The organism is Dellaglioa sp. CoH-57-MRSF-22 (assembly GCF_056781895.1).
The window spans coordinates 223,034-246,935 of record NZ_JBXAXT010000002.1; the positions used below are offsets into that span (position 1 = coordinate 223,034).

A 23,902-nucleotide genomic window follows, 5' to 3' on the forward strand; every position below is an offset into this window, starting at 1 on the left:
TCCTTAATTTAAATAAAGTTTACTGGTTCAGAATCAATCGTTAATTTTAAACCTTTTCGAACTTCGGCTTGAGATTTAGTCATTAACTCTCTTAGTCGTTCTTTTAATTGACCTTCTGATTTATACTTAATAACCACTTGATAATAAAAACGATTATTAACACGCATAATTGATTTTGGTGTTGGTCCAAGAATAATCGCATTCTTTGATAACACTGGTTTTAAAAATTGAACTGCTTCTAACATTTTTTTCGCTGCTCCAGCCTCATCCGTATAACTAGCAGTGAGCTGAATTGTATAATAATATGGTGGATAATTTTCCATATGTCGAACTGACATTTCTTTTTTATAAAATGATTCATAGTCATGATGCTTCGCATATTGAATCGCGTAGTGATCTGGATTAAAAGTTTGGATAATAACATGTCCTTCTTTTTCAGCTCGACCAGCTCGACCGCTCACTTGGGTTAATAATTGGAACGTTCTTTCACTTGATCTAAAATCAGGCAAACTAAGTGCTGTATCTGCATTAAGAACGCCAACTAACGTCACATCAGGAAAGTCTAACCCTTTCGCAATCATTTGTGTACCCAATAAAATATCAGCTTCTTTTGCGCCAAATTTAGCTAGGATTTTTTCGTGTGCGCCTTTTTTACGTGTCGTATCAACGTCCATTCGTAAAATTTTAGCCTCTGGATATAACGTTTTAAGTTCTTCTTCAACTTTTTGCGTACCTGTACCATAATATCTAATTTTTCGACTATGACAGTTAGGACAAGTTTTAGGAATACCTTCTTCATGTCCACAATAATGACATTTCATTGTATGAGTATCCATATGCAATGTTAAAGAAGTATCACAGTTAGGACAAGGTAGCACGAATCCACAATCTCGGCACATTACGAAAGATGAAAACCCACGACGATTTAACATTAAAACAGTCTGTTCATTTTTCTCAAGGCGCTTAGTAATTTCATGTCTAAGTGGCTCAGAAAAATTACTCTCACCAGTCTTTTTCATTTCTTCTCTCATATCAATTAGCGTAACTTCTGGCATGGGATGACCATTTATACGTTGAGGTAATTGTAACCACTCATACACGCCTTTTTGAGCTCTAGCACGAGATTCGAGGGATGGTGTTGCACTACCCAATATGACAGGACACTGATGTCTTTTACTTCTCCAAAGAACAACATCCCTTGCATGATACCTTGGTGTTTCATCTTGTTTATAGCTCGATTCATGCTCTTCATCAACAATAATAACGCCAATATTATCTAATGGTGCAAAAACGGCTGAACGTGCACCGACAACTACTTGCGCTTCTTTACGCTCAATCCGGCGCCATTCATCATAACGCTCACCGTCAGACAAACCGCTATGCAGGACCGCAACTAGATTACCAAATCGTGATTTAACTCGCTTAACCATTTGGGGTGTCAAAGCTATTTCTGGTACAAGCATCAAAGCTGTTTTTCTAAGTTCTAGCGCTTTTGCGATTGTCTGCAAATAAACTTCTGTTTTCCCACTCCCCGTCACACCTTGAAGTAAAAATGTTGTATTAGTTCCACTTTTAATAGCCTCATCGACAGCTAGCACCGCAACCTCTTGATCTGAGGTTAATTCTTGCATATTGGTTGGCTCAATAATTGTGTCTTTATATGGGTCCCGATATACCTCAGTCTCAACTTTTTCAAGCCAACCATTTTTTGCTCCAGCTGTAATTGTTGCAGGTGTCACGCCTATTTCCTCAACAACTTGTTTCTGAGGAATCAAGCTATCTTCAGTGAGTGATTGTAGATAGTCAATCAATAAGTGCTGTTGTTTAGCATTTTTACGTAAACCACTTCGAATATTTTCATATGCTTCGAATCCAAGTTTTGGTTGGATTGATATTTGCATTTTAACTTTAGCTTTATTGCCAACTTCATAAATCATCTCAGCCTTTTCAGCCTTGGTAAGTTGTAATAATTCTTTAATTATTTGAGCATCCATATGTTCTGGATCAAATTCAATAGAATCTTGACCTTGAAATAATTTATCTTGTAAATCTTCATCAATTTCGTCAATTAAACGAACTCGCTTTTTATAGGTTGCACGCATGACACTCGGTAAAACCATTTGTAAGGCAGTTATACGGAAGGAAAAGGTTTCATTAGCTATCCACTCAGATAAGTCTAATAATTCAGTATTCACAACAGGTCTTAAATCAACGACTGATTGAATATCTTTTACATGACCATCGAACTCATTCTTATCAAAAAGATCAATTACAAATCCTTGAACCAATCGTTTACCATTCCCAAATGGTACAATAACCCGCATGCCAATCTCAATCTGATTTGTTAATACTGCTGGGATTGAATACGTATATGGCTGGTCCGTTTGCATCGTAGGAACATCAACGATAATTTTTGCATATTGTGACATACTGAAACCTCCTTTCATTTAATTAACTGCTTATTTTACTACATCGCTTATAATAGTAGCTAATAATTCCTTAGCAATTTGCTTTTTACTTGTTTGCTTTATGAAATCATTTTTTCTGTTTGGTCTAAGCAGTGTTACCTCATTATCATTGCTATTAAATCCAATGGCAGAATTTGAGACATCATTTAAAACCAATAAATCTAAATTTTTCTTTTCTAATTTTTCTTGTGCATTTTCTAGTCCGTTTTGGGTTTCCGCAGCAAATCCGACTAAATACTGATTTTGCTTAATTTGGCCCAAATGTTTTAAAATATCTGGATTTTTTTCTAATATTAACGTTAAAGTAGATTCAGCTTTTTTTATTTTCTGATCTGCAACATTTTGTACACGATAATCTGAAACAGCTGCTGCCATTATCAAAATATTTTGGTCATCAAATCGCTTATTGATAGCTTCAGATAACTCTAACGCAGTTGTAACTCTAATTGTTGTCACGCCAATTGGGTCTGGCAACTGGCTTATTCCGCTAATTAAGGTGACATTAGCACCTAACTTTTGCGCTTCAATCGCAATTGCGAAACCCATTTTACCAGAAGAATCATTAGCGATAAAACGAACTGGATCGATTCGTTCTCGTGTACCACCAGCTGTCACTAAGACATTTTTACCTTCTAATGGTTTGTCACTATCCTCAAAGGAAGTTTGAATAACTGACATTATCACATTTAATTCGGGAAAACGTCCCTTACCTGAATAACCTTCTGCTAAAAAGCCTATTTCTGGTTCAATAATCTGAATGTTATTTCGTCCTAAAAATTTAAGATTACGTTGTGTAGCAGAATTCATTAGCATATGTTCATTCATTGCGGGCACAACAATTTTTTGTGCCTCAGTTGCTAATAAAGTGGTTGAAACAAAATCATCTGCGATACCATTGGCCATTTTTGCGATAATGTTTGCTGTCGCTGGTGCAATAACCATTAATTCTGCCCAGTCTGCAAATTCAATATGTGCAACATGCTCAGACTCTTTTCCTGAAAATAAATCAGTTAACACCCTATTTTTACTCAACGTTTCAAAACTCAAGGGTGTTACAAATTCAGTTGCAGCTTTGGTCATCGCAACTCGAACGCTAGCACCTTGTTTAATTAGTGCTCGGACTAATCCCAAACTTTTATACGCTGCAATACCACCTGTTACAACAAGACCGATTTTTTTATTTTCAAGTGTCATTTCATGTCGCCCCCATACCGAATTTATTCTATTCTCTATTGTATCAATTTTCTAAGAAATAAAATAGGAGTTAGGACAATTAGCTTGTCTTAACTCCTTTTCATTTAATCAGATTAACGAATATCTTCTTTTTCAACTGGATCAATAATTAAATCACCAGTAACAACTTCTTCCAAAGCACGTCCAACATTCTTTTTTGATTTGTAATTAGAAAGCATTGGTAGAGCGCCAGCATCTAATTCATGGGCACGTTTACTTGCTAACATAATTAATGAGTATCTTGAATCTACTTGTTTCAATAAGTCATCTACTGAAGGATATAAAATCATTTAAATACATCTCCTAATTGTTTTCTATAGTCAGGTAAAAATCGTTTTACACGCCAACGTTCAGCTTTAATAATCGTTTGAATTTTTTCAACAGCATCATTTATTTCATCATTAACAACCGCGTAATCGTAATTCTGCATCATATCAATCTCACCAATGGCTTTTGTCATTCGTTTATCAATAGTTGCAGAATCATCCGTTCCACGTCCTGTAATTCTTTGTCTTAATTCCATCAAATCAGGTGGCGTTAAGAAAATAAATAAACCATCAGAAATTTTTTCTCGAACTTGCATAGCACCTTGTACTTCAATTTCAAGAAAGACATCTTGACCAGCGTCAAGCATCTTATTTACATATTTTAACGGTGTTCCATAGTAATTGTCAACATACTTGGCGTATTCTAACATACCGCCCGTTGAAATTTCATTCTCAAATTCTTCTTTTGATACAAAATGATAGTCAACACCATCAACTTCGCCTTCTCGCATTTTACGAGTGGTCATTGAAATTGAATAAAGAAACTTATTGTCAGCTTGGTCAAAAATTGCTTTTCTTACGGTTCCTTTACCGACCCCTGATGGACCAGATAGTACGATCAACATTCCACGATTAGCCATTAAATTTGTAAACTCCTCTAAGATAAGTATTAATAAATAGTATGCACTTTTTACGGCTATTATTCAAGCTTTTTATGCGCTGTTGTCATCTTTTAAATATATTATAAATTAACACTTGCTTTACCGAACGTTTGTTCGTATAATGAAAATACAAACAAACGTTCGGGGAGGAACTTTATTATGCAAAATAAACAACAAACAACAATTCAAACTATTGGCTCAACACTACAATATTCATATCATAAAATTTTTGATTTAGATGACTTTATTTTAAGACCACAAATGCCTCAATTTCAATTAGCACTCTTTACAGAAAAAGTTTTAAAAATGAAAAAAACAATTATTTTACAATTAAATCCAACTGGATTTCAAAAAGAATTCCAAGAACTTCGTGGTACCTTACACCGACGTTCTGGTTCTAATCAATTAATATTTAAAACGCAATATACGAATATCACTTACCTTCTTACTGATAATCAACTCCGTTATATCGCTTTAATCGATTCAATATAAAAATGGTCACTTTCTATAACAACTAGAAAATGACCATTTTTTTATTTACGTTTAATTGTTGTTGGATCAAATTTTCTTTGAATAAGTGCCAAAATTGCATCAGCAATAACGGCCATTAGAGCTGTTGGCAATGCACCAGCTAAAATAATAGCTGCTCCATCAGTTGCATTTGTTCCTCGGATAATAATATCTCCAAGTCCACCTGCACCAATAAATGAACCAATTGCTGTAATACCAATTGCAACAACTAATGCATTTCTAATTCCGGCCATGATAACTGATAATGATAACGGTAACTCAATCATATAAAGGATTTGAAGTCTCGTCATTCCCATCCCTTTACCAGAATCAAGAACGCCAGGATCAACATTAATCATCCCTGAATACGTATTTTTTAAAATAGGTAATAGTGAGTAAAGTGCAACAGTTACAATAACTGTATTAACACCTAAACCTAGTCCCAACATAATAATAGATAACATTGCTAATGATGGTACAGTTTGAATAACATTAGCAGCACCTATTGCTACATCGCTCAATCTATGATGTTTTGAGATAAAAATTCCGATTGGAATCCCAATAATTGCAGCAATTATCACACCATATATTGAAATTAAAAAATGTCTTGTAAATTCTTGTAAAACATATAACCCATTATTACTAAAATAAGACATCAATTGATCAAAAGTATTCATATTAATCACCCGCCTTTTCGAAGTAATGATGTTCTTCTAAGAATTGTTTTGCAACTACTGCTGGTTCGTAAAAATCATTATCAACTTTGTAATTTAATGATTGCATTGTTGATAAATTAATTTTGTTTTTAAGTCGATCAATAAGCGGTGTTAATTCAGGATGTTCCTTCAAGATAGAATCATTTGCAACAAGGCTTGCTGAATATGGTGGGAAGAAGTGACGATCATCCTTCAAAATTTTCAGATCATAACTCTTAATTCGGCCATCAGTTGAATATCCAAGAACAACATCCATTTTACCCTTTGCCAAAGCGCTATAGACTAATCCAATCTGCATAGGATAAATGTTACCAAATTTAATATTATATTCTTTTTGGAAACCATCGTAACCATCACCTACACGGCTAATCCAGTTGGCATCAACACCGACTGTTAATTTAGATTCAATTTTTCTTAAATCAGATACTGTGTTTAAATTGTACTTTTTAGCTGTCTCTTTTGTAACCATAAATGCATAAGTATCAGCAAAACCTAAACTATCAAACCATTTCATTTGGAATCTATTTTCGAATCCATCTTTAACTATTTTATTAGCTTTAACGGTATCTTTTTCTACTGGTTTATTTAATACCGCACTTAAGTCAGTTCCTGTATATCTAGCAGATGATATATCTGCATCACCGTTTTTGAGTGCATTAAAACTTAATGTACCAGAACCTAAATTATTTATCAGTTCTACTTGATTATCTGATTCATGTTCAATCAATTGTTGTAGCATTGATCCAATAATTTGAGATTCCGTCGTTGATTGTGCGACAATTTTAATTGTCGATTCAGAGCCACCTGTTAAACCAGGAAACCCACAACTTGATAGACTCACACCGGCAAACAGAAGGCTTAAGCTAACAAGTATTTTTTTCATCGTAATTTTCATGTTAAAGCCTCCTTAATTTCTTGTTGTTTTTGGTGCTACCTTTTTTTCAACCTGTCCAAGTATAAAATCAACTAGTAAGGCTAATAAGATAACTGGAATTGTACCGCCTAAAATTAATTTTGGTTGATACAAATTTAATCCATTAAAAATCATATCCCCTAAGCCACCAGCACCAATATATGAAGCTAATGTTGCCCAAGCAATTACATAAGTTGCAGCTAAACGAATTCCAGACATAATAACCTGAGATGCCATAACTAATTCAACTTGCAGAATCGACTGCAAATTAGTCATACCCATCCCTTTAGCAGCGTCTTTTAACACTGGATCCACTTCTTTAATACCAATATACGTATTTCTTAATATTGGTAACAACGAATAGATAAATAATGCTACAACAGCTGGTAACTTACCAATCCCAAATAAAGGAATCATCATGGCTAGTAAAGCTAAAGCAGGAATTGTTTGCAACATACTAGCAATTGCAATTACAATATTGGCTGTCTTAGGTAATCTTGTTAGTAAAATTCCTAAAGGAACAGCTATTGCTACTCCAAAAAATAATGCCATTCCTGAAATTTCAATATGTTCCCATAATTTTGAGACAATCATTGCCCCATATTCTTGTAAAAATGAAGTCATTATTAACCCTCCTTCGTTGAACTTGGGCTAGTTTCATCGGTATCTGTACCTGAGTCTGACGTCATTATTTTAGTTACTTCTTCATGAGAAGCACTATTTTCATCACCCCAAAGTGCATCATAAACAATATCAACTAGGGTAGCGCGGGTTACAATTCCGACTAATATACCATCTTTATTAATAACAGGTACATTTTTAAATCCACGTTTTAAAATACGTTCAACAGTATCACGAACTAATGAATCTTCTTTAACATAGAAAATATCTTTGTTCATAATATCGCTGACACTACTTGATGTATTGAAACTATAATCTAAGCTTTCAATATCAATATAACCCTTTAAAATACCAGCATCATCAGTAACTAACAACGTATCAACTCGACGATCATGCATTAAACGAATAGCTGTTACTAATGACTTACCTGGTGTAATTGAAACTGGGTTAGCTAACATAACTTGACCAACAGTTGTAATACTTGGACGAGCTTGGATAAGTCTATCTTGACCAATCAAGTTTTCAACAAATTTATTTGCTGGATTTTTCAAAATATTATCGGGTGTATCTGCTTGAACAATCTTTCCTTCAGACATAACAACAATTCGTGTTGCTAATTTTAAAGCTTCATCCATATCATGAGTAACAAAAACGAATGTCTTACCTAAACGTTCTTGTAAATCTTTAACTAAATCTTGTAAAGCTTCTCTAGTAATAGGATCAAGCGCACCAAAAGGTTCATCCATCAAGATAATATCTTGATCAGCAGCTAAAGCTCTGACAACTCCGATTCTTTGTTGTTGCCCACCAGAAAGTTCAGATGGGTAACGGTCTAAATATGATTCTGGTAGTTCAACTAATTTAATCATTTCTTTAGCGCGTTCATCTCTTTTTTCTTCAGGCCATTTTAATAATTTTGGTACTAATGTAATATTTTCACGAATAGTCATATGTGGCATTAAACCAATATTTTGAATAACATATCCGATTTTACGACGTAATTTAACGGGATCCATTTTGGCTATATCTTTACCATCAATAGTGATTGTACCTTCTGTTTGTGTCAACATACGGTTAATCATTCTCATAGTAGTTGTTTTACCTGAACCAGATGTTCCGATGAAACAAATGAATTCACCATCTTGAACTTCCAAATTAAAATTATCTACAGCTTTATTACCTTTATAAATTTTTGATATTTTATCAAACTTAAGCATATTAGTACTCTCCTTTTTTATAACTAACCAATCATCTATTCATAGTAGTACCTTGGTTTTAATTATTTTTTTTGTGCCGTATTTAGTAATTCTTCAGCATGTTTAACAGTTAAAGGTGTAATCTCAGAACCGGCAAGCATTCGAGCAATTTCTTGAATACGATCTTCCTTAGATAACAATTTAATAGATGTTTCTGTACGTTCACAAATCACTTCTTTAGCTATAAAGTAATGGTGCTCGCTAATTGCAGCAACCTGTGGCAAATGTGTGATACATAGAACTTGTGATTGTTGGGCAATTTGATTAATTTTTTCAGCAATTGCCTGGGCAACACGTCCACTAACTCCTGTATCAACTTCATCAAATATAATACTTGTGACACCTTGCGTCCTAGAAAAAATTGTCTTTAACGCTAACATCATTCGAGAAAGTTCACCACCAGAAGCAATCTTAGCTAATGGCCCCATTGTTTCCCCAACATTTGTTTGAATATAAAATTCAACTTTATCTTGTCCGGTACTATTTAACTGATTGAGTGAATCAAATTTAACTTCAAAAACGGCTTTGTCCATATACAACTCACTTAACTGTTTATGCACTTCTTTTTGTAGAATGATGGCTGCTTTTTTTCGAACATTAGTTAATTTATCAGCCAATTTATGGGCTTCTTTTCTAGCTAAATTAACTTGATTATCTAAATCATCTGCATTACCTTCAGTTGCTTCCATTTCAATTAATTCTTCAGATATAAGACTCAAATAAGCTAATATTTTTTCAACAGAATCACCATATTTGTGTTTTAATTGTACAATTAATTCAAGCCTATTTTCAATCTCATTTAATCGTTGCTCATCCCATTCCAGGGAGTCTAACTGACGCAATAGGTCACTAGATGCATCCTGCAGCATATAATAGGCTGACGACAACCGTTCTGCTAAGTCTTTATATTCACTATCTAAATTATCAATTTTTAGCATGTTAGACATTGCAACACCAACATGGTCAACTGTATTTTCATCATCACCCGATAACGCTTGGTAACTTGCATCCAGTGACTGATTAATAGTTTGAAAATTTTCTAGACGTTCTTTTTCAGCGCTTAATATGTCTTCTTCATTTTCAATTAAATCTGCACTTTCAATTTCATCTTTTTGAAAATGTAACATATCTAATCGTTGTGCCCATTCGTTTTGATTTGTTTGTCTTTTTATTTGTAACTTATTTAGGTTTTGATAGTATTCAAATGCTTCTTGATAACTATGCTTCAGTGTTTGAATATCATTTTTAATATATTCATCTAACATGCCCAAATGCTTATCCTGTTGCATTAATTCTTGATGTTCATTTTGGCCATGAATATCAACTAACGTTTCACCAATTGATTTTAGTGTACTCGTGTTAACCAACATACCGTTTATGCGACAAATATTTTTACCAGATCTATGTATTTCACGTTGTAAAATCACAGAGTTATCATCATGGCCAATACCTAATTGGTCCAACTTCGTTAACGTATTTGAGTTTTCAGTTGGCATAAAGAGTCCTTGTAGCACCATTTTTTTTGCATCTTTTCTAATAAATTCTTGGGACCCTCTACCACCTGATAAGAGGCCCAAAGCATCAATGATAATGGATTTACCCGCACCAGTTTCACCTGTTAAAACTGTCATATTAGCCATGAAATCGATATTCAAAGAATCAATAATGGCAAAATCTTTTATTGTCAATTCTTGTAACATTTTTTTCACCCCTTTAATAGAAAAAATCTGAAACAAATGTCACAGATTTTATTTCTATCTATTCAGTTACAATCTCATTTAAAATTTTACTTAACTTTAACGCATCTTTGTTCGAGTGACAGATAATTAGAGCTGATCCATCTCCGCCTAAAGTACCAAAAACAAATGAATAATTCATTTGTTCAATTAAAGATACGATTGCTGGACCACTTCCTGGCGTCACCTTAACGAGACACATTTCATTTTGAACATCAGTTGATATAAAAGCATCTTTTAACGTTTTAGTTAATTTTTTTTCTGTATTCAATTTTTTTTGAACAGGTAAATTATAACTGTAAGTTCCATCAGCAGATGGCACTTTAATTAATTGCATTTCTTTAATATCTCTAGAAATAGTTGCTTGTGTGACTGTAATCCCTTGTTTTTTAAGCAAACTCACAAAATCTTCCTGCTTATCAATATTATTGTTCTTCAATAATTCACGAACATAACGTTGCCGTTCTTGCTTTTTCATTAAAGTCCCCCTCACCCGATAACCTCTACCACCCATAGAGTTAGTATAACGTAATTTCAATTATTATTAAAGAACTTCACTTTAAATCCTTATTTAACGGCATTCAGGTTATCGTATGCAGCAGTTAATACGCCATCGATACTAACCTTATCCGAAATCTCGCCAATTTCATTTATCGCAGACTTTAAATGAATTAAAAATTCAATATTACCTTCGCCACCCTTAATTGGTGAGTAGCTTAAATCCGCAACATTAAATCCAGTGGAAATAGAAAATTGAACAATGTCTTCGAGCACTTGACGATGAATCTTTTCATCTCGTACAATACCATGTTTTCCAACATTTTCTTTTCCTGCTTCAAATTGGGGTTTTATTAATGCCACAACATCCCCATTTTCAGTAATAATTTTCTTTAATGCAGGTAAAATAAGATGTAATGAAATAAACGATACATCTATTGTTGCAAAATTGGGTTGTCCAAATTCAAAATCTTCTTTTTTACTATATCTGAAGTTAGTATTTTCCATCACAACAACTCTTGGATCTTGTCGTAATTTCCAAACTAATTGATTGGTACCAACATCTAACGCATAACTTAATTTTGCGCCATTTTGTAAAGCAACATCGGTAAAGCCACCGGTTGATGATCCAATGTCTAAGACCGTTTTATCCTGAACGGTTGCATCAAATACTTTAAGGGCTTTTTCTAATTTAAGTCCACCGCGGCTCACATAAGGTAATTTTTTACCTTTAAAATGAAGCACAGTTTCTTCAGAAATTTTAACACCTGGTTTATCCAATCGTTCTTCATTCTCACCCAGAATTTCACCAGCCATAACTGCACGTTTGGCCTGTTCACGAGTTTCAAATAACCCTTGTTTAACTAATAAAACATCAATGCGCTCTTTTTTCATAGTGACTCCTAATTTTTTAATTTAAAGTAATGTAACAATTCTTCCAAATACTCTGTCTCCAACCCTGTTTGCTTAAGCGTTTGAATAGCATCTTTAGCTTGATTGGTTACTTCTTCGAGCATCCTATAAGCTTGATCAATTCCCATTAGTCCAGGATACGTATTTTTATTTTCTTGATTGTCTTTATGAACAGCCTTGCCCATCTCTTCAGATGTCCCAACGACATCCATAATATCATCATAGATTTGAAAAGCTAACCCAAAATGACGTCCATATGCCATAAACGCTACGTGCTGTTGGTCAGTCGCTTTTCCAAGTATGCTACCTGCGTAAACTGAAAATTCAATTAAATCACCCGTTTTACGCTTATGCACCTGTTTCAACTGCGCTAATGATAACTCTTTTTGTTCACCTTCAATATCGGCAACTTGACCGCCAACCATTCCCTCTGGGCCAGCTAACCTAGCTAGTTGACCCATTAGTAATACCTTTTGTGAATCAGGCAACTCTGCGTTACTGATCCATTCAAAGGCTAATGTATTTAGTGCATCACCAGCTAAAATTGCCATGCTTTCACCAAAAATAATATGGTTTGTTGGTTTACCACGTCTTAAATTATCATCATCCATCGCAGGCAAATCATCATGAATTAATGAATAGGTATGAATTAATTCTAATGCACCAGCAATAGAATAAACTGACTTATCAAGTTTACGATTAAGCATTTGACAAATAACAAAAATGATTAGTGGTCTAATACGTTTACCACCCGCTTCAACTGAATAAGTCATCGATTCTTTTAACTTTTTTTCAGTGTCTAAAGCCTGTAATTGATTCAACATAATTTGATTAAATTCTGGTAATACGATATCAGAAAATTTAGTTAAGTTACTCATTTTCTAAGCCTTGTTCGAATGGCACTTCTTCACCAGAATCATTCATGACACTGGTTAATGTTTTTTCAGCATTTTCCAATGTTTTTTGCAATTTTGAGCTCAACTTAACACCGTTTTGAAATTGGGTTAATGCTTTTTCTAAAGGAACATCACCTTGTTCTAGTTCTGTTACAATTTTTTCAAGTTCTACTAAGTTATCTTCAAATGTCGCTTTTTTTTCAGCCATTTTTTATTCTCCTTTTTCAACTTTTTCAATTTTTGCATATGCTTTACCATCTGTAAGGTGTAACACGACGTTATCATCTATATTCACTGAATTAATACTTTTAATAATTTTATCTTCCATAGATACGTAACTGTATCCTCGTCCCATAATCTTCAATGGACTTAATAAATCAAGCGCATTTATTTTTTCGCCAACCTGTTGTTTCTTTGTTTCAAGTAAGTAGGTCATTAATTGATGTAACTGTTTGTTTTGTTGTTTTACTTGATCTTGCAGTTGACTAACCAATTGTTGCGGATTTTGATAGCGCAACTGACCATTAGCTTGTTCAAATTGTTGTTTCTTAATTGTGATAATTTGTTTTGTTACTTGCATTAAGCGTTGTGCTAAATTGTCTAAGTTTTGAAGGTAACCCTCATATAACCGATTAGGTTGTTGAAAAACATATGATTGTTGAATCTTATCTAATTGTTGTCTTCTTAAACTTAAAATATTTTGTGTTACTTGTAATAGTCTCAATTTTAATTGATTAATCTTAATTAATTCATCGGCGTAAACAGGGACAGCTAATTCTGCTGCTGCTGTTGGCGTTGCTGCCCGAACATCGGCCACTAAATCAGCAATGGTTGTGTCTGTCTCATGTCCAACTGAAGAAATAATTGGAATCTGGCTAGCAAATATTTCCCTTGCAACAGATTCTTCATTAAATGGCCATAAATCTTCAATTGAGCCACCGCCTCGACCAATAATAATCGTGTCAAAATGGCCTAATTCGTTAATTTGTTTTAACCGCTTAACTAAATCATTAGCTGCTTTGTCACCTTGTACAATCGCAGGAAATAAAACTAATTGAGCAATCGGGTAACGTCTTTTAACGGTTGTCATAATATCTTTAATGACAGCCCCTGAAGGACTTGTAATCACAGCAATTCGTTTAGGATATTTAACCAATGCCTGTTTTGGTGCTGAAAATAATCCTTCAGCTTGTAGCTTATTTTTTAACTGCTCATAGGCTTGATATAACGCACCAACACCATCAGGTTCCATTCGCTCAATATATATTTGATAGTTACCTGTCGCTTCATATAAAGATATACGGCCCATAACTAAAACTTTCATGCCATCTTCTGGTTTAAATTTTATTTTATCAAAAGCTGAACGGAACATAATTGCGCTAATTTTAGCATGATCATCTTTTAAACTAAAATATTGATGCGCATTAGGTCGAGGTCTTAAATTTGAAATTTCGCCAGTTAAATAAACGGTCCCAAGATAAGGATCAGCATCAAATTTTTTCTTCAAATATGTTGTTAATGATGTAACTGATAAATAATTATCTTTATTCAATGCCAACACTCCGTTTTGTTAATTCAATTGTTTGTTCCATCAACATTGCAATCGTCATAGGTCCAACCCCTTTTGGTACTGGTGTCAGATATCCTGCAACCTCTGCAACTTCCTTATCGACATCTCCCGCTAACTTACCACTATCTAAGCGGTTCATCCCGACATCGATGACTACAGCACCTTGTTTCACATCGGTTTTTTTAATAAAGTTTGCTTGACCAATTGCAACGACTAAAATATCAGCCTGTTTAGTTATCTCTGATAAATTTTCCGTATGACTATGCGTTATCGTTACTGTTGCATTAGCGTTTAAAAGTAACGCCGCCATTGGTTTACCCACAATATTACTGCGGCCAACAACAACTGCATTTTTACCGTCTAAATCAATATTGTATGCGTTAAACATTCTCATAATTCCCAGTGGTGTACATGGAATTGCTAGTGGATCATTCATGGCTAATCGTCCAATATTTATCGGATGAAATCCATCAACATCTTTTTCTGGTTTAATAGCTTCGGTTATCTTTTTTTCATCAATTTGGTTCGGTAAAGGTAACTGTACTAATATGCCATTAATATCTGAATTATCATTATAGTCATTAATGAGATTTAGCAACTCTTTTTCTGATATCGTATCAGGTAATCTTTTAACAATCGATTTTATCCCAATAGATTCAGCAATTCGATGCTTATTCTTAACATATATTTTACTTGCTGGATTTTCTCCAACTACAATAACAGCTAATGTAGGAAAGACATTCTTTTTCTTTAAAGCTTCTATCTCAGATTTTAAATTATCCGTCGTTATTTGTGCCAATTTTTTACCATCAATTAATTTAGCCATAATTTAGCACCTCTATTCCATTTTTACTTCTTACATTTTATCATATTTAAGGTATTCATTTCTAAAAAAAAAGTGTCGCAAAAAATGCAACACTTCTCAATCATTATTATTCATTTGTTTTTTCAATATCAACAGGCATTTTTTCAACAACTGGATCTAACACACCATTAACAAATTTTCTTGATTCATCATCACTAAATTCTTTAGCAATTTCTAAAGCTTCATTCAATGCTACCTTAGCAGGAACATCATCTACGTATTTCATTTCGTAAATAGCTAATCTCAAAATAATTAAATCCGTATTGTTTAAGCGTGATAGTTTCCAGCGTGATGTTAGATTTTCTTCAATAACAGAATCTATCTCAGCTTGTTTATCACTAACACCTGAAACTAATGCTTCTAAATAAGGTGGAATTACAGCCGACTCTTCATCAGGAACTTCTAACAATTCACGATAAATAGCCTCTCTATCACCATCTGGGTTAGAATTTAACGCAAATAATGCTTGAAATGCTTTTTCGCGAATCGTATGTCTAGTTACTATTACACTCACTAATTTTCACCATCTTTTTCTGAAAATAAATCGTCAGTATCTATCTTATCGGCTTCCTTTTCAGGAATAACCCCTTCAACATGAACATTTACTTCAATAATTTCTAAACCTGTCATAAATAGTAATTGTTGTTTAATCTTTTCTTGCATCACTAATGCAACCTTAGGAACAGATACACCGTAATCAAGGTAAACAAAAACATCAATATTCAACTGGTCATCTGTTAAATCAAGTTTAACACCCTTACCCAGTGACTTTTTACGGCCAAATAATTCAGTTAAATTTTTAGCAATTGTCCCACGCATTGAGTAAACACCATCAATTTGGTTAGCAGCAATTCCAACAATAATTTCAATAACTTCAGGTGCAATCTTAATGTCACCCAAAGAAGGTTCAGTACTTTTTAAAACAATATTTGTTTCTTCAGCCATAAGTTTAACCTCCGTCGATTTATTGTGCTCTGGAAATATATGTGCCATCTTGTGTATTAATAATTAACATTTCATCTTCATTAACGAAGAATGGCACTTGTACAACTAATCCTGTTTCAAGAACAGCAGGTTTAGTTCCACCAGATTGTGTATTACCTTTAATACCCGCTTCAGTTGATGCTACTTTTAATTCAACTGTATTAGGAACGTCAACACCAAGTGTTTCAGTGCCAAACATAATAACATTAACAATTAAGTTTTCTTTCAAATAATTTAATTGTTCATGCACGCGTTCTTCTGGTAATTCTAATTGTTCATATGTATCCATATCCATAAATACATAGTTGTTACCATCAGCATAAAGATATTGCATTTTTTTATTATCAATTTGTGCTTTTTGAACTTTTTCACCAGCACGGAATGTTTTTTCTTGAGCAGCACCTGTACGGAGATTCTTTAGTTTTGATCGAACAAAAGCAGAACCTTTACCCGGTTTAACATGTTGAAATTCAACAACACGCCATAAATCACCATCAACTTCGATTGTAACACCATTTTTAAATTCATTAACGGACATCATAATATAATATTCCTCCTACTATCTCGTGTATCTCATAGTTCTAATAATAGCAATAATGGACATATAAAAGCAAGTTAAAGTCTATATTATCATTAATTTTTTAGAAGAATTCGTTAACATTTGATAGCCATTCTCAGTCACTAAAATATCATCCTCAATTCGAACCCCACTAAGGTTTGGTACATAAATCCCTGGTTCAATTGTAATGACGTCGCCTGCTTGCAAAACACTGTTTGAATCATCCAATTTAATATTAGGTAATTCATGAATTGATAGGCCAATTCCATGCCCAATCCCATGATTAAAATATTTACCATATCCTGCATCGGCGATTGTTTCATTAGCAACTCTAGCTAATTCACTTAATTTTATTCCCGGTTTAATTAATGAAATCACTCGTTCTTGTGTCGTTAAAACAGACTCGTAGATATGTTTTAATTCATCAGATATCGATCCCACGGCGATGGTCCTTGTGACATCAAATGTATAGTTCTCGTAATAATAGCCAAAATCTATCGTAATCAGATCCTGGTCTTGAATCTTTCGTTTTGAAACCGTTGCATGTGGCCATGTTGAATGAATACCGCTTGCTACAATTGTTTCAAAAGATTCACTCATAGTACCTAAATTTTTGATATAACTATCTAGCCGATTAGCAATTTCAATTTCTGTTTGACCAACTTCAATCGTCGACACAATATAATTGAAAGCTTCATCAGCTAATTTTCCTGCTTTTATTAATTTTATCTGCTCATCCTTATCTTTAACACGTCGTAATTCGTCAACAATATTAGTAAATGGCACCAAATCACTAACAAGGATTTCATCTAATTGATCATACTCTAAAAATGATATTGATGATTCAAATCCCATAACTGTTAATCCTTTTTCACTAATTATGTCAGATACAGCACCCAGATAATCACGCGTAAATTTTATTTCTAATTTTTTATCATGATTTTCTAGTGCCAATTCAAATCTTAGGTCAGTGATTAAAAATTGTTGTGTATCAGTAATTAACAATACACCATCACCTTCAAAACCACTTAAATAAAATATGTTTGTCGTATCCGTCACTAGAAATGCATCAATCGAGAGTTTCTCAAAAGTTGATTGTAATTGTTTAATTCTATCAAAATTCATTTAAACACTCCTTTTATGTACAAAAAAAGGAAATCTCTATCATAAAATGAAGAGGTTTCCTTTGAGTTATTATTATTCAGCTACAGGGTATACAGAGACTTGTTTCTTATCGCGGCCTTTACGTTCGAAGCGAACGATACCATCGACTTTAGCAAACAAAGTATCATCTCCACCTTTACCAACGTTAACACCAGGATAAATACGTGTTCCACGTTGACGATAAAGAATTGAACCACCTGTTACTTCTTGTCCGTCAGCTCTTTTTGAGCCTAAACGTCTACCGACAGAATCACGGCCATTAGAAGTAGAACCCCCACCTTTTTTATGTGAGAAAAATTGTAAATTCATTAACATAATCAATGCACCTCCTTGTTATAGTCTTATTATTTAAGTGTTAATTTAATGTAATCTTGATAGTTTTGCTCAATTGACTGTAGTCCTAAAACTAAACTTTCTAAAAATAACTGTCCTGTAGCATCGTTTAACTCAGATTCTGATAGTTTAACTTTCATTAATCCACCATTATCTTCATCCATCTCAACATCAGGATTAAGTTTAGCAAGTTCGGTCAAACTATTAACTGTATTGATAGTCAATACCGAAACCGCAGCACACACAATATCTTGACCATATTCACCAGAATCAGCATGCCCTGTTATTTCAAACGCATCGATGATTTTGGCATCTCTCCGAGAAATAACTGCACGTATCATACTAGTAGCCTACTTTCAAAATTATGCGTTAATAGCATCGATAACAACCTTAGTATATGGTTGACGATGACCTTGTTTTGTATGAGAATGTTTCTTAGGTTTGTATTTGAAAGTAACAACTTTCTTTTCACGGCCTTGTTTTTCAACAGTACCAGTTACTGTAGCACCTTTAACAAAAGGAGCACCAATAACGGTTTTTTCGCCACCAACTAAAACAATTTCATCAAATGTAACTTTTTCACCAGCTTCTGCTGATAATTTTTCAATGTAAATAGCTTCTCCGGCTTCAACTTTAAGTTGTTTGCCACCTGTTTTAATAATTGCGTACATGTGTATTACACCTCCTTATAGATTACTTAGACTCGCCGTAATTTAGTGATCAGATTTAGACAACCTGACGCTTAAAAACTTAAAACGTGCGGTTGCAGTTGTGGTGTTCACAAATACAACGTTATTATAATATCAAATGTAACTTCTTAAGTCAACGTTATCCATCATTTTCAACAAAAAAGTTTGTTAAATTGACTCCGTTACTTGTATCAACGCCAGTAATTTCTTTTAAAACCTTAGCAACGTAGTGCGGTGTGTAGATCATATCGTCTCGTAACCAACGTTTAATGAAGCCTAGGTGCGCTGATGCAACATAGGATACTTGTAACTCGTTTGGTATCTTAGATACTTCAAAATCGCCTGCTAACTGTTCTCTAAAGTTATTTAAGTAGATAACTAGTCTATCATATACTTTATCAGAAAAAGCGACATCTTCTTGACTATTTAAAAGTACGCCAAACATCATTGATTCATCTTGTAAGTAGTTAAACACCCGATTTAAACAACAAACTTCAACTGGTTTCGAATAAACGTACGCTTTATCTGGTGATTGTTTTGACATAATCATAATGTAATCAAAAAAGTCATCTAAAATTTCATCCATTGCCCGATTAATAAAATCTTGTTTGTCATGATAATGCAGATAGAATGTTCCTCGAGTGACATTTGCTTCCTGAGTAATCTTTTGAACGCTAATATTTTCAACTTTGTAATGTTTCATGAGTACAACTAATGATTTTTTTAAATTTTGTCTTGTTCTCTTTACCCGTGGATCATTAGAATCAACCATTTTTCAACCTCTTTATTCATAATTAAATAGTCTTTATCTCCATTTATGTCTATTACTTTCTTATTATAGAACATTTCATCAAAACTTTCATTCATGTTTTTGATAATTTATAAGAGTTCTACCAATTTCCATTGACAAGTACCAGTATTTTATCATATACTATTAAATGTTGTTATGACTCGGTAGCTCAGCTGGATAGAGCATCCGCCTTCTAAGCGGACGGTCGTGAGTTCGAATCTCACCCGAGTCATAGATATCCATTCTAGACCGATTTATAAAAATAGGAATGCCTTTAAACGGGCGTTCCTATTTTTTTATTTAGGTGAAAACAGACTATAAAGGATAGAATGCTCAAAACATTTGTTGCATATTTGTTGCATGGATATTTTTATCAATAAATCTACTAAAGTATTAAAATATCAGGCGATAAGAAAGCATTTTCTGTCGGTAAGGCTGTTGGCAACGCTTTATATTGTATTACTGGAAAACACGTTAAAAATATCAAGCAATTACTTAAGCTTTAGTAAATTGTTTGAAATAAAACTATTAAAAAATCCCCTAACCTGTTGGTAGCAAGTTAGAGGGTATAAATATATTAACAAATAATTTTATCATATTTCTAGGAGTAGAGATATAGATTTCGGAGGAAATATATTCATGAGTACTACATTTACAATTATTTTTCTTATTGGTTTAGTTGTTTTTTTTACAGGTGTAACTTGGTTTATTGTAGCTTGGGGTAATAAAGCTTCTAATTTAATACCACTAATTTTATTGATTGCCGGTTTAGGCATATCAATTATTTCTTTTAGCGTGATGTCGGTAACATCTGATAAAGATTCGTCAGCGCGTTCATCGTCTAATTTTAGATCGTCAAGTGCTAGTGACTCGTCAGAATCAGATGATGATTCTAGTTATGATGACGATGATGATTCATATGTTGACGATGAATCTGAATCTGATTCAGAATCTGACGATGAGTCATACACTGATGATGAATCCGATTCAGAATCTACTTCATCTTTTGGCGATTCTGTAGATTTAACTGACGACTCAAAGATAACCGTTGACTCTGCTGAAAAAGAAACGTCAGTTCCTTTAAATGATGTTAAATCCGGTGATACACAAGTTGCTGTTAAAGTAACCGTTCAAAATAATGGTACAGGTCCACTAGATTTCAATGGTCAAAAGTTTGACGTCTATGATAGTGATGATACTATTGGGGAATTTAATTCAGAGACTTACTCTGGTAATATTCCAAATTCAATAGCTGCCGGAAAAAAAGCTGTAATGACATTATACTTTACAACTTCTAATGCTGGTCCGTTCTCTGTCACTTACGGGGACTCAACTTGGGAATAAATATTTAACTAATTTTAACGAGTGTATAGATACTTCAAGCAGGTGCAACTCCTGCTGCTCGTTTTTGTTTATCTACGTGCATAGGAATCACGTTAAAAGCTAAAAAGGAGAATATTATCATGAAAGTTTTTAATGTTAGTTTAGTTGTTAATGAAAATTGTATTACAGAATATGAACATTTTATTGATCCTCTAGTGACGCAATCAAAAAAAGAATCTGGTAATATTTCATACAATCATTTTAAACAATTAGGTGCCAACAATCGTTATGCAATAATTGAGCATTGGCAAGACCAAGACGCAGTTAACTTCCACAATGAAACAACTTATTTTAAAGAATTTTTAGCAGGCATCAATCAATTTGTAACTGAAGAATTACAAGTTATTGTAATGGACGCCTAACTACCCTTTCGACCACCAGTTAAGCTGGCTATGAGTGCAAGGCTCATTGGTCGTATTGCTACAAAATTTTAAAAATTTAAGGAGATTTAATTTATGGGAGCTACTTCAATTTCAGCCAGACACGCAAATACAACTCGTATAAAGGAAAAGTTGGTACCGTTTCTAAAAACCTGATTAATCGCCGTTTCTTTTCGGACCGACCTTATCAAAAACTAGCAACAGATGTTACAGAAGTCCGTTGGGGTGACGAAACAATCGATGAACGGGCCCATTTCACCTGTATTTATGATCTGTTTTCAGGCAAAATTCTAAGTCATCAGATTAGTAAACATCCAACAGTTAAATTTACAACAAAGGTTTTGAAACAAGCAATTGCAAAAATCCCAAAAGATTTAAATTATCGAACGACGATTCATTCTGACCAAGGATTCCAATATCAACACAAAAATTGGGTTACTATTCTCAAAAAATATCGTATTTTTCAGAGTATGTCACGTAAAGCAACATGTTTAGATAACGCTGCCATGGAAAGCTTTTTCCATATTATGAAAGCTGAAGCTTTCTATCAAAAAGAAACCGATACATATGAAACACTAGTTTCACAAGTACCGGTTTGGATAAATGACTATAATTTTTCACGAATTAAAATAAAATTGGGTTGTAAAAGCCCGGTTGAACACCGAATTTTTATAACCCAGAATGCTGCATAAAGCTTCGTCCAATATTTAGGGTTCACTTCATTTTATTATTTTTTATTATTGACTCAGCTTCTTCTTCTCCAGCCTCTATAGCCTTTTTTTGAGTATCTCGGATGATGTCTAAAATAAGCCCAAAAATATTCAAAGACGCCGTAAATACTAAAATTAAAACTATTCCTTTCAAATACAAAATTACTTCAAAATCAATAAAGGTTTCAAATGATATTAACATAGTACTAATTGATATTCCAACTATGGTTAGCCATAAAAATGAAGTCCACATAAATGGTGTGAATATTTCAACAAATACGTTTTTTAATTGAGTATCTGTTTTAGAAACTAAATATATGTGTCCTAAATTATCTATATCAAAGATACTTTTAACCGCAACAAATAATGCGAATGTAAAAGATAATCCGGTAACAGAAATACCCAATAAGCTTGAAACTTCATAATTAACATTAATAATATCCGGAAAAAATAAATATATTATTGTAAATATTACATTTATCGAAATTCCAATTTTAGAGTATATATTGCATATAGTTGCTCGTTTTGAAGTCCATAATGCTCTCATCAATGATTTATTATCTACCATACTATCACCTATTTATGAAAATTTTTATTAACTATTACAGGTACAATTTTCATTATACTCATTGCCCTATGTTTTATCGATTTAAGGTATCCTCGCTTAGCATCTTCACCCAATTGTTTACTTAACTCTACTGTATTTACTTTTTCTCCTCTAGGGGCACTATATATTTTTTTCACATCTTCAGCATTTATACGTTTTCGACTAGCAAGGTCCCTATCTTCAACTTGCTGGGCACCATTAGGATAGACAAGATGTACTGTTACTCTTGCATAATCTTGCTTAATGCTAACGCTATCTTGAACTGCATTAACTGATACAGCACCCATATTGGTATTTTCTGCTGTATTTATAAATGATTCTATTCTTTCAGACATACTAATAGCTTCTTTCAAACTTTTGTCATTAGTAGAAATTAAAATTTTTTCAGTTTCCAATTCATAAAAAAAATTCACTCCAGCATTTATATATTCTTTATCCTGAATATACCGTATTATTTTTCTAGCCTCTAGCATCATTTTACGACCATGTCCGTAACGTCCGTACCCTTTTAAGTTGCCTATTATATCATCTTCTAAAACATCATCTAATGATTCTTTTAAAAATGGATATTTTTTAAGTAATTTGTCCATTTTTGTTCTCATTTCAACTTTTGTAACGCCCAAAAATTCTTTTGTCCATAAAATGCCCGAATTTTTTTCATAGTTTTCTATAACAGCAAAATATTCCTCTTCTATTTTTTTAGATTGAGCAACAAATTCTGTATATTCTATAGATTTGGATAATTCTTCTTTAACATCAGTATCCTTAAAAATAAAATTTAAATATGTTCCCCTTTCAAATCCATTAGGTATTCCAAAACTATTAGTTAGATCATCCTTTATTACATTATGTTTAAGCTGTTTCCAACCTTCTGATTTTCTTTCAACGTAAGTTCTAATTATATTTGGTGCTAAATTTAATTTAAATACATAATAATTGTCCAAATAGTTACTCCTCCAAATAATTTATACTCGCTCTATTATTAAACAATAAAAAAGACAGGTAAACAATACCTTTCTCATGTGTGTATAAATATTTGGATTAGAGATTAATAACTGATATCAAAATATCATATTACTAATATAACAGATTAATCACTTCAATTTGTTCACTAAATGTTCACTTTTTGAAATCATGTAAGTCTTCAATTAAGAATGAATCAGCAAACTGTAAGCATGCTC

Annotated in this window: 28 protein-coding genes, 1 tRNA gene, 1 pseudogene and 1 other annotated feature; of the genes and pseudogenes, 5 read left to right on the forward strand and 25 right to left on the reverse strand. The window is 33.3% G+C overall.

Annotated features, from left to right (window positions below):
* Positions 1-8 precede the first annotated feature (8 nt).
* The 4 genes from priA to gmk all read right to left on the reverse strand — a co-directional run bounded on the left by priA (position 9) and on the right by gmk (position 4,608).
* Complete coding sequence (priA, locus tag AC1RPR_RS02870) at positions 9-2,429, reverse strand: primosomal protein N' (protein WP_481761255.1); 2,421 nt, start codon at positions 2,427-2,429, stop codon at positions 9-11.
* A 30-nt stretch (positions 2,430-2,459) separates the two neighbouring features.
* Complete coding sequence (gene coaBC, locus AC1RPR_RS02875; protein WP_481761254.1) at positions 2,460-3,662, reverse strand: bifunctional phosphopantothenoylcysteine decarboxylase/phosphopantothenate--cysteine ligase CoaBC; 1,203 nt, start codon at positions 3,660-3,662, stop codon at positions 2,460-2,462.
* A gap of 113 nt (positions 3,663-3,775) precedes the next feature.
* Positions 3,776-3,991, reverse strand: a complete 216-nt coding sequence (gene rpoZ / locus AC1RPR_RS02880; RefSeq protein WP_409022617.1) for a DNA-directed RNA polymerase subunit omega — start codon at positions 3,989-3,991, stop codon at positions 3,776-3,778.
* The gene (gene gmk, locus AC1RPR_RS02885) at positions 3,988-4,608 is read right to left on the reverse strand and encodes a guanylate kinase (RefSeq protein ID WP_481761253.1); all 621 of its coding nucleotides are present in this window, start codon (positions 4,606-4,608) and stop codon (positions 3,988-3,990) included. The genes rpoZ and gmk overlap by 4 nt, the downstream gene beginning before the upstream one ends.
* A gap of 180 nt (positions 4,609-4,788) precedes the next feature.
* Here gmk and AC1RPR_RS02890 point away from each other — a divergent pair, with 180 nt between their 5' ends.
* Positions 4,789-5,121: a hypothetical protein gene (locus AC1RPR_RS02890; RefSeq protein WP_409022619.1), complete on the forward strand. Its 333-nt coding sequence runs from the start codon at positions 4,789-4,791 to the stop codon at positions 5,119-5,121.
* A 41-nt stretch (positions 5,122-5,162) separates the two neighbouring features.
* Here AC1RPR_RS02890 and AC1RPR_RS02895 read toward each other — a convergent pair whose 3' ends face one another.
* The 19 genes from AC1RPR_RS02895 to AC1RPR_RS02985 all read right to left on the reverse strand — a co-directional run bounded on the left by AC1RPR_RS02895 (position 5,163) and on the right by AC1RPR_RS02985 (position 19,623).
* Positions 5,163-5,816, reverse strand: a complete 654-nt coding sequence (locus AC1RPR_RS02895) for an ABC transporter permease (RefSeq protein ID WP_481761252.1) — start codon at positions 5,814-5,816, stop codon at positions 5,163-5,165.
* 1 nt (position 5,817) lies between these two features.
* Entirely contained in the window at positions 5,818-6,738 is a 921-nt protein-coding gene (locus AC1RPR_RS02900) for an osmoprotectant ABC transporter substrate-binding protein (protein WP_481761403.1), read from the reverse strand.
* A 24-nt stretch (positions 6,739-6,762) separates the two neighbouring features.
* Positions 6,763-7,392 carry an ABC transporter permease gene (locus AC1RPR_RS02905; RefSeq protein WP_481761251.1) on the reverse strand — a complete coding sequence of 210 codons (630 nt, stop codon included), beginning with the start codon at positions 7,390-7,392 and terminating at the stop codon, positions 6,763-6,765.
* Between the two features lie 2 nt (positions 7,393-7,394).
* Positions 7,395-8,606: a betaine/proline/choline family ABC transporter ATP-binding protein gene (locus tag AC1RPR_RS02910; RefSeq protein ID WP_481761250.1), complete on the reverse strand. Its 1,212-nt coding sequence runs from the start codon at positions 8,604-8,606 to the stop codon at positions 7,395-7,397.
* Between the two features lie 62 nt (positions 8,607-8,668).
* The gene (recN, locus tag AC1RPR_RS02915) at positions 8,669-10,345 is read right to left on the reverse strand and encodes a DNA repair protein RecN (RefSeq protein WP_481761249.1); all 1,677 of its coding nucleotides are present in this window, start codon (positions 10,343-10,345) and stop codon (positions 8,669-8,671) included.
* 58 nt (positions 10,346-10,403) lie between these two features.
* Positions 10,404-10,859, reverse strand: a complete 456-nt coding sequence (locus AC1RPR_RS02920) for an arginine repressor (protein WP_481761248.1) — start codon at positions 10,857-10,859, stop codon at positions 10,404-10,406.
* A gap of 89 nt (positions 10,860-10,948) precedes the next feature.
* Positions 10,949-11,773, reverse strand: coding sequence for a TlyA family RNA methyltransferase (locus AC1RPR_RS02925; protein WP_481761247.1), 825 nt, complete (start codon positions 11,771-11,773; stop codon positions 10,949-10,951).
* Between the two features lie 8 nt (positions 11,774-11,781).
* Positions 11,782-12,669 carry a polyprenyl synthetase family protein gene (locus tag AC1RPR_RS02930; protein ID WP_481761246.1) on the reverse strand — a complete coding sequence of 296 codons (888 nt, stop codon included), beginning with the start codon at positions 12,667-12,669 and terminating at the stop codon, positions 11,782-11,784.
* Positions 12,662-12,895, reverse strand: a complete 234-nt coding sequence (locus tag AC1RPR_RS02935; RefSeq protein ID WP_409022627.1) for an exodeoxyribonuclease VII small subunit — start codon at positions 12,893-12,895, stop codon at positions 12,662-12,664. The genes AC1RPR_RS02930 and AC1RPR_RS02935 overlap by 8 nt, the downstream gene beginning before the upstream one ends.
* 3 nt (positions 12,896-12,898) lie before the next feature.
* The gene (gene xseA / locus AC1RPR_RS02940; RefSeq protein ID WP_481761245.1) at positions 12,899-14,239 is read right to left on the reverse strand and encodes an exodeoxyribonuclease VII large subunit; all 1,341 of its coding nucleotides are present in this window, start codon (positions 14,237-14,239) and stop codon (positions 12,899-12,901) included.
* Positions 14,232-15,083 carry a bifunctional methylenetetrahydrofolate dehydrogenase/methenyltetrahydrofolate cyclohydrolase FolD gene (gene folD, locus AC1RPR_RS02945; RefSeq protein ID WP_481761244.1) on the reverse strand — a complete coding sequence of 284 codons (852 nt, stop codon included), beginning with the start codon at positions 15,081-15,083 and terminating at the stop codon, positions 14,232-14,234. Before folD ends, xseA begins: the two co-directional genes overlap by 8 nt.
* A 106-nt stretch (positions 15,084-15,189) precedes the next feature.
* The gene (gene nusB / locus AC1RPR_RS02950) at positions 15,190-15,627 is read right to left on the reverse strand and encodes a transcription antitermination factor NusB (RefSeq protein WP_409022798.1); all 438 of its coding nucleotides are present in this window, start codon (positions 15,625-15,627) and stop codon (positions 15,190-15,192) included.
* An 8-nt stretch (positions 15,628-15,635) separates the two neighbouring features.
* Positions 15,636-16,067, reverse strand: coding sequence for an Asp23/Gls24 family envelope stress response protein (locus AC1RPR_RS02955; RefSeq protein WP_409022630.1), 432 nt, complete (start codon positions 16,065-16,067; stop codon positions 15,636-15,638).
* A 19-nt stretch (positions 16,068-16,086) separates the two neighbouring features.
* Positions 16,087-16,647: an elongation factor P gene (gene efp, locus AC1RPR_RS02960; RefSeq protein WP_409022631.1), complete on the reverse strand. Its 561-nt coding sequence runs from the start codon at positions 16,645-16,647 to the stop codon at positions 16,087-16,089.
* An 81-nt stretch (positions 16,648-16,728) separates the two neighbouring features.
* The gene (locus tag AC1RPR_RS02965) at positions 16,729-17,790 is read right to left on the reverse strand and encodes a M24 family metallopeptidase (protein ID WP_481761243.1); all 1,062 of its coding nucleotides are present in this window, start codon (positions 17,788-17,790) and stop codon (positions 16,729-16,731) included.
* Between the two features lie 72 nt (positions 17,791-17,862).
* Positions 17,863-18,150, reverse strand: a complete 288-nt coding sequence (rpmA, locus tag AC1RPR_RS02970) for a 50S ribosomal protein L27 (RefSeq protein ID WP_083478911.1) — start codon at positions 18,148-18,150, stop codon at positions 17,863-17,865.
* 23 nt (positions 18,151-18,173) lie between these two features.
* On the reverse strand, positions 18,174-18,503 hold the full coding sequence (locus tag AC1RPR_RS02975) for a ribosomal-processing cysteine protease Prp (RefSeq protein ID WP_409022633.1): 330 nt from the start codon (positions 18,501-18,503) through the stop codon (positions 18,174-18,176).
* 21 nt (positions 18,504-18,524) lie between these two features.
* Positions 18,525-18,833 (reverse strand): 50S ribosomal protein L21, encoded by a 309-nt coding sequence (gene rplU, locus AC1RPR_RS02980; RefSeq protein ID WP_409022634.1) that lies wholly within the window; start codon positions 18,831-18,833, stop codon positions 18,525-18,527.
* Between the two features lie 18 nt (positions 18,834-18,851).
* Positions 18,852-18,937: a sequence feature (ribosomal protein L21 leader region), on the reverse strand.
* Positions 18,938-18,990: 53 nt separating this feature from the next.
* A complete protein-coding gene (locus AC1RPR_RS02985; RefSeq protein WP_409022635.1) occupies positions 18,991-19,623 on the reverse strand; it encodes a TetR/AcrR family transcriptional regulator in 633 nt (210 codons plus the stop codon).
* A gap of 176 nt (positions 19,624-19,799) precedes the next feature.
* Here AC1RPR_RS02985 and AC1RPR_RS02990 point away from each other — a divergent pair.
* The 4 genes and pseudogenes from AC1RPR_RS02990 to AC1RPR_RS03005 form a co-directional block, all read left to right on the forward strand.
* A tRNA-Arg gene (locus tag AC1RPR_RS02990) sits at positions 19,800-19,873 on the forward strand.
* A 407-nt stretch (positions 19,874-20,280) separates the two neighbouring features.
* Positions 20,281-20,985, forward strand: a complete 705-nt coding sequence (locus AC1RPR_RS02995; RefSeq protein ID WP_481761242.1) for a DUF4352 domain-containing protein — start codon at positions 20,281-20,283, stop codon at positions 20,983-20,985.
* A gap of 119 nt (positions 20,986-21,104) precedes the next feature.
* Positions 21,105-21,386: a putative quinol monooxygenase gene (locus AC1RPR_RS03000; protein WP_481761241.1), complete on the forward strand. Its 282-nt coding sequence runs from the start codon at positions 21,105-21,107 to the stop codon at positions 21,384-21,386.
* 116 nt (positions 21,387-21,502) lie between these two features.
* Positions 21,503-22,096 (forward strand): annotated as a pseudogene (locus AC1RPR_RS03005) (IS3 family transposase); the annotation flags it as partial.
* A 22-nt stretch (positions 22,097-22,118) separates the two neighbouring features.
* On the opposite strand, the gene AC1RPR_RS03010 reads toward AC1RPR_RS03005, so the two are convergent.
* Together AC1RPR_RS03010 and AC1RPR_RS03015 are read right to left on the reverse strand one after the other, a co-directional pair.
* Entirely contained in the window at positions 22,119-22,682 is a 564-nt protein-coding gene (locus tag AC1RPR_RS03010) for a hypothetical protein (protein ID WP_481761240.1), read from the reverse strand.
* Positions 22,683-22,690: 8 nt separating this feature from the next.
* Positions 22,691-23,665, reverse strand: a complete 975-nt coding sequence (locus tag AC1RPR_RS03015) for a hypothetical protein (RefSeq protein ID WP_481761239.1) — start codon at positions 23,663-23,665, stop codon at positions 22,691-22,693.
* Positions 23,666-23,902: the final 237 nt, after the last annotated feature.

Bases quoted from the DNA above. Each gene is read 5' to 3' on its own strand.
- priA (WP_481761255.1), bottom strand. From the start codon at position 2,429: ATGTCACAATATGCAAAAATTATCGTTGATGTTCCTACGATGCAAACG.
- coaBC (WP_481761254.1), bottom strand. From the start codon at position 3,662: ATGACACTTGAAAATAAAAAAATCGGTCTTGTTGTAACAGGTGGTATT.
- rpoZ (WP_409022617.1), bottom strand. From the start codon at position 3,991: ATGATTTTATATCCTTCAGTAGATGACTTATTGAAACAAGTAGATTCA.
- gmk (WP_481761253.1), bottom strand. From the start codon at position 4,608: ATGGCTAATCGTGGAATGTTGATCGTACTATCTGGTCCATCAGGGGTC.
- AC1RPR_RS02890 (WP_409022619.1), top strand. From the start codon at position 4,789: ATGCAAAATAAACAACAAACAACAATTCAAACTATTGGCTCAACACTA.
- AC1RPR_RS02895 (WP_481761252.1), bottom strand. From the start codon at position 5,816: ATGAATACTTTTGATCAATTGATGTCTTATTTTAGTAATAATGGGTTA.
- AC1RPR_RS02900 (WP_481761403.1), bottom strand. From the start codon at position 6,738: ATGAAAAAAATACTTGTTAGCTTAAGCCTTCTGTTTGCCGGTGTGAGT.
- AC1RPR_RS02905 (WP_481761251.1), bottom strand. From the start codon at position 7,392: ATGACTTCATTTTTACAAGAATATGGGGCAATGATTGTCTCAAAATTA.
- AC1RPR_RS02910 (WP_481761250.1), bottom strand. From the start codon at position 8,606: ATGCTTAAGTTTGATAAAATATCAAAAATTTATAAAGGTAATAAAGCT.
- recN (WP_481761249.1), bottom strand. From the start codon at position 10,345: ATGTTACAAGAATTGACAATAAAAGATTTTGCCATTATTGATTCTTTG.
- AC1RPR_RS02920 (WP_481761248.1), bottom strand. From the start codon at position 10,859: ATGAAAAAGCAAGAACGGCAACGTTATGTTCGTGAATTATTGAAGAAC.
- AC1RPR_RS02925 (WP_481761247.1), bottom strand. From the start codon at position 11,773: ATGAAAAAAGAGCGCATTGATGTTTTATTAGTTAAACAAGGGTTATTT.
- AC1RPR_RS02930 (WP_481761246.1), bottom strand. From the start codon at position 12,669: ATGAGTAACTTAACTAAATTTTCTGATATCGTATTACCAGAATTTAAT.
- AC1RPR_RS02935 (WP_409022627.1), bottom strand. From the start codon at position 12,895: ATGGCTGAAAAAAAAGCGACATTTGAAGATAACTTAGTAGAACTTGAA.
- folD (WP_481761244.1), bottom strand. From the start codon at position 15,083: ATGGCTAAATTAATTGATGGTAAAAAATTGGCACAAATAACGACGGAT.
- AC1RPR_RS02955 (WP_409022630.1), bottom strand. From the start codon at position 16,067: ATGGCTGAAGAAACAAATATTGTTTTAAAAAGTACTGAACCTTCTTTG.
- efp (WP_409022631.1), bottom strand. From the start codon at position 16,647: ATGATGTCCGTTAATGAATTTAAAAATGGTGTTACAATCGAAGTTGAT.
- AC1RPR_RS02965 (WP_481761243.1), bottom strand. From the start codon at position 17,790: ATGAATTTTGATAGAATTAAACAATTACAATCAACTTTTGAGAAACTC.
- AC1RPR_RS02975 (WP_409022633.1), bottom strand. From the start codon at position 18,503: ATGATACGTGCAGTTATTTCTCGGAGAGATGCCAAAATCATCGATGCG.
- rplU (WP_409022634.1), bottom strand. From the start codon at position 18,833: ATGTACGCAATTATTAAAACAGGTGGCAAACAACTTAAAGTTGAAGCC.
- AC1RPR_RS02985 (WP_409022635.1), bottom strand. From the start codon at position 19,623: ATGGTTGATTCTAATGATCCACGGGTAAAGAGAACAAGACAAAATTTA.
- AC1RPR_RS02995 (WP_481761242.1), top strand. From the start codon at position 20,281: ATGAGTACTACATTTACAATTATTTTTCTTATTGGTTTAGTTGTTTTT.
- AC1RPR_RS03000 (WP_481761241.1), top strand. From the start codon at position 21,105: ATGAAAGTTTTTAATGTTAGTTTAGTTGTTAATGAAAATTGTATTACA.
- AC1RPR_RS03010 (WP_481761240.1), bottom strand. From the start codon at position 22,682: ATGGTAGATAATAAATCATTGATGAGAGCATTATGGACTTCAAAACGA.